General features: G+C 73.6%; 4 protein-coding genes and 2 rRNA genes. 4 read left to right on the forward strand and 2 right to left on the reverse strand.

Going from position 1 to position 4,570, the window contains the following annotated elements; all coding sequences use genetic code 11:
• Positions 1-106, forward strand: a 23S ribosomal RNA gene (locus E4099_RS29405); the annotation flags it as partial.
• A 125-nt stretch (positions 107-231) separates the two neighbouring features.
• A 5S ribosomal RNA gene (gene rrf, locus E4099_RS29410) occupies positions 232-348 on the forward strand.
• Positions 349-376: 28 nt separating this feature from the next.
• Here rrf and E4099_RS34970 read toward each other — a convergent pair.
• Complete coding sequence (locus E4099_RS34970; RefSeq protein ID WP_167828521.1) at positions 377-1,417, reverse strand: hypothetical protein; 1,041 nt, start codon at positions 1,415-1,417, stop codon at positions 377-379.
• Positions 1,418-1,801: 384 nt separating this feature from the next.
• On the opposite strand from E4099_RS34970, the gene E4099_RS29420 reads away from it, so the two are divergent.
• Positions 1,802-2,665 carry a tetratricopeptide repeat protein gene (locus tag E4099_RS29420; protein ID WP_135342157.1) on the forward strand — a complete coding sequence of 288 codons (864 nt, stop codon included), beginning with the start codon at positions 1,802-1,804 and terminating at the stop codon, positions 2,663-2,665.
• A 164-nt stretch (positions 2,666-2,829) separates the two neighbouring features.
• Here the strand turns inward: E4099_RS29420 and E4099_RS29425 are convergent, their stop codons facing one another.
• Complete coding sequence (locus E4099_RS29425) at positions 2,830-3,747, reverse strand: DUF1015 family protein (protein WP_135342155.1); 918 nt, start codon at positions 3,745-3,747, stop codon at positions 2,830-2,832.
• A gap of 125 nt (positions 3,748-3,872) precedes the next feature.
• On the opposite strand from E4099_RS29425, the gene E4099_RS29430 reads away from it, so the two are divergent.
• On the forward strand, positions 3,873-4,570 hold a 698-nt coding region (locus E4099_RS29430; protein WP_135342156.1), incomplete at its 3' end, for an HAD hydrolase-like protein.

Below are 4,570 nucleotides of genomic sequence, written 5' to 3' on the forward strand. Positions count from 1 at the left end.
CTTGATGGGGTAAGGCTCCCAGTAGACGACTGGGTTGATAGGCCAGATATGGAAGCCGGGTAACCGGTGGAGTTGACTGGTACTAATAGGCCGAGGGCTTGTCCTCAGTTGCTCGCGTCCACTGTGTGGTTCCCGGGTTGCGAACAGTCGCACCGGTGCACCACTTAAATTGAAAAGTGTGCTTGTTCGCTGCCCTAGCCAACAATCCGCTCTGCGGATGGCTAACAGGGTTTCGGTGGTTATAGCGTTAGGGAAACGCCCGGTTACATTCCGAACCCGGAAGCTAAGCCTTTCAGCGCCGATGGTACTGCAGGGGGGACCCTGTGGGAGAGTAGGACGCCGCCGAACAATCTTTCAGGACCCCTGGTCCCAGCGTTCAGCTGGGACCAGGGGTCCTTTTGTTTTGCCATAGCGCGCCGCTAAGCCAGGTGCGCGAGAATGATTGCAGTACCTCATGACAGGAGTCACGTCGATGTCCACCAACTCCCCTGACGACAGGCCGGAGCGCGAGTCGCGGTCCCGCGACGGCGGCTACCGGCGTGACTTCCGTGGCTCCGCCCCCCGTCGCGATGACCGGGACCGCGGTCCCCGCCGCGACGACGAGCGCGGTGGGCGCCCGTCCGGCGGTTACGGCCGCCGCGATGACCGTCCGGCCTTCCGCCGGGACGACCGCCCCGGATTCCGTCGCGACGACCGTCGTGACGACCGTCCGGGTTTCCGTCGCGACGACCGTCGTGACGACCGTCCGGCCTTCCGTCGGGATGACCGCCGTGACGACGGTCCGGGTTTCCGCCGCGATGACCGCCCGGGTTTCCGGCGGGACGACCGGCGGGACGAAGGGTCCCGCGGCCCGCGCCGTGATGACCGGGCCGGCGGCTTCCGCCAGGACCGTGAGCAGCGGGACGACCGTCCGCGCTTCCGCCGTGACGACCGGGACCAGCGGGACCGCGGTCCTCGCCGCGATGACGACCGTGCCCCGTTCCGCCGTGACGACCGTGCCCCCTACCGGCGTGACGACCGGCGGGATGAGCGCCGCGACGACCGGCGTGATGATCGGCGGGACGAGCGTCCGCGCGGGCCGCGTCGGGAGGACGACCGGGGCGGGCGTCCGGGCGGTGGCTTCGGACGTCGCGAGGACCGTGCCCCGTACCGCCGTGACGACCGGCGTGACGAGCGCCGCGACGACCGGCGTGACGACCGGCGTGACGACCGTCGGGATGACCGTTCCGGCTTCCGGCCGCGTGGGGAGCGCCCGGCCTTCCGCCGTGACGACCGTGCCTCCTTCCCCCGTGATGAGCAGGCTCCGTTCCGCCGGGACGAGCGTCGTGACGACCGTCGCGAGGGGCGCCGGGACGACCGGGCGCCGTACCGTCGGGATGACCGTGCGTCCTTCCCGCGCGACGAGCAGGCCCCGCACCGGCGTGACGACCGTCGGGACGAGCGGCCCCGAGGCCCGCGCCGCGATGACCGCGAGGGCGGCTTCCGGGGCCGGGACGACCGCGAGGGCGGCTTCCGGGGCCGGGACGACCGCGAGGGCGGCTTCCGGGGCCGGGACGACCGCGAGGGCGGCTTCCGGGGCCGGGACGACCGGGGTCCGCGCCGTCCGTACGGTCAGGGCCGGGGCCGGGACGACCAGGACCGGCGCGGTGGCGGCGGCTACGGGCGCCGGGACGACCGGTCCCGCGGCTTCGGCCGTCGGGAGGACCGTGAGCGGGACCGCGACCGCGAGCCCGTGAAGCGGCTGCCGATCCCGGAGGACGTGACCGGGTTCGAGATCGACAAGGACGTCCGGCAGGAGCTGATGAGCCTGCCCAAGACGCTGGCCGACGATGTCGCCAGGAACCTGGTCATGGTGGCCAGGCTGCTGGACGAGGACCCGGAGCAGGCGTACGGGTACTCGCGGGTCGCGCTGCGGCTCGCCTCGCGAGTGGCGGCGGTGCGCGAGGCCGCCGGCTTCGCCTCGTACGCGGTCGGGAAGTACGCGGAGGCGCTGGCGGAGTTCCGGGCCGCCCGGCGGATGACCGGCTCGGCGGAGCTGTGGCCGGTGATGGCCGACTGCGAGCGCGGCATGGGCCGTCCGGAGCGGGCGCTGGCGATGGCCGGTGAGCCCGAGGTGCAGCGGCTGGACCGGGCCGGGCAGGTCGAGATGCGGCTGGTCGCGGCCGGTGCGCGGCGCGACATGGGGCAGGCCGAGGCCGCGGTGGTGACGCTGCAGAGCTCCGAGCTGGCCTCGCATTCGGTCCAGCCGTGGACCGCGCGGCTGCGGTACGCCTACGCCGACGCGCTGCTCGCGGTCGGACGTGAGGACGAGGCCCGTGAGTGGTTCGCCAAGGCCCTGGAGGCAGACCAGGGCGGGACCACCAACGCCTCGGACCGGCTGGCCGAGCTGGACGGTGTGGAGTTCGTGGACGCCCTGGCCCCCGAGGACGAGCAGGAGGAGTCGGGGCCGGTGAGCCAGGAGCGGGACGAGGAGTCCGCGGCTGACGGTGCCTCCGCTGCTGAGGCGGAGGCGCACGACGCGGGTGCCGATGACTCGGACGACACGGACGTCGACGCCGCGGATGAGGACGACGCGGCCGACCGGGCGAGTGCCGAGGAGGCGGGGGCGGACCTGGCCGACAAGCCCGCCGAGCGGAATGTGGAACAGGGCGGCGCCGACGCCTGACGGCGGGGCGGTGCCGGCCGGCCCCGTCGCCGTACGTCGGTGACGGGGCCGGGCTCGCGTCAGTGCGGTGAATGAGGGCGGAACCCGTGTGCGGGTTCCGCCCTCATGGCGTGTGCCTCATGGCGGCGTGGTGCCGTGCGGCTGCGGGGAGCGGCGCTCCGCGGTCAGCCCAGGGCCAGGCTGCGCAGGACGAGCCCGGTGGCCGGCTTCGGGCCGAACGAGGTGGACTTGTGCGGCATGGCCACGCCCTGCCGGGCCAGCTCGTGCACCACGTCCTCCTGGACCGGGCGGAGCAGTACCGCGGTGCCGCCGTGCCGTTCCGCCTGGTCGACGGCGGCCGCCGCGTCATGGATGTAGCCGATGTGCGCGGGGTCGTCGGGCACCTTCCAGAGGTGTTCCAGCAGCACCGAGTGGAGCACCGTGGCGTCCAGGGTGCGCCAGGCCGCCGGGCGGTCGGCCGGGACGGTGCGCGCCAGCAGCTCCGGGTCCGGCCGGTCCAGCAGGTGGAAGCGGCCCTCCCCGGCCAGCAGGAAGGCGGTGCCGCCGAACGGGCCGGCTCCGCCGTGCGCACCCTCGGCCGCGGCGGCGTCCAGGGCCTCGAGCGCCCGCGGCAGCGGGCCCTCGACGGTGCGGACCCGGAAGGCTCCGCCGAGCGCCTCCAGCGCGGTGCTCGGCGGGAGCAGACGCAGCAGCCGGTGGATGGCGCGTACCCGCAGCGGGTAGCGCGCGGTGTCCACCAGCAGCACCAGCCCGTAGTCCCAGGGACCGGGCTCCGGGTGCTCGGCGCGCAGCCGCAGATAGGTGGCCCAGCGGTGGTGGCCGTCCGCGATCAGCGCCTGGTGCTGGGCGAGGTCGTTGGTGATCTCTGCGATCTCGGCCGGGGTGTCGGCCTGGGGGAGGATGAGCCGAACGATGTTGTACGGATCGGCGGTCTCCAGTGCGCGGAGTCCGTCCGGCCGCACCACCACGTCATACGGCGGGGAGGTGACGGCGGCGAGGCTGCCGACGCGCTCCGGCACGTAGCGCAACGCGCGGAACGGGGCGAGCTGAAGACCGTGCCCGACGGGCCCTGGAATGCTCATCGGGGAATGTTAAGCCTCCTGGGGCCTCAGGTGATGATCGGGAGCGTCCCCGAGCGGGGACGGCACGAGCCACGAGCCGGTTCACCAAGGACGCCGGCTCACTGATCCGCTAAGGAGCGGTCCTGATGAACGACACGGTCCGGACCCGGCCCGACGGCAGCGCTAGGCCGCTGAGCGGCCGTTATGACACCGCGCTGCTGGATCTGGACGGGGTGGTGTACGCGGGTGGCCAGGCCATCGCGCACGCCGTCGACTCGCTGGCGGCGGCGCGGCGGGGCGGGATGCACCTGGCTTATGTGACGAACAACGCGTTGCGCACCCCGCAGGCCGTGGCCGCGCACCTGACCGAGCTCGGGGTGCCGGCCGAGGCCACCGACGTGGTCACCTCGGCGCAGGCGGTGGCTCGGCTGATCGCGGATCAGGTGCCCGCCGGGGCACGGGTGCTGGTGATCGGTGGCGAGGGCCTGCGGGTCGCACTGCGCGAGCGCGGTCTGGAGCCGGTGGAGTCGGCGGAGGACGACCCCGCCGCCGTGGCGCAGGGCTACGGCGGGCCCGAACTGCCCTGGGGGCGGCTGGCGGAGGCCTCGTACGCGGTGGCCCGGGGCGTGCCCTGGTACGCCTCCAACACCGATCTGACGATTCCCAGCGCGCGCGGCATCGCGCCCGGCAACGGGGCGGCGGTGGAGGCGGTGCGCATCGCCACCGGCCGCGCCCCGCAGGTGGCCGGCAAGCCGCTGCCGCCGATGCACCGGGAGACGATCCTGCGCACCGGCGCCCGGCACCCGCTGGTGGTGGGCGACCGGCTGGACACCGATATCGAGGG

It is taken from the genome of Streptomyces palmae (genome assembly GCF_004684805.1).
In the GTDB taxonomy this organism is placed as follows: domain Bacteria; phylum Actinomycetota; class Actinomycetes; order Streptomycetales; family Streptomycetaceae; genus Streptomyces; species Streptomyces palmae.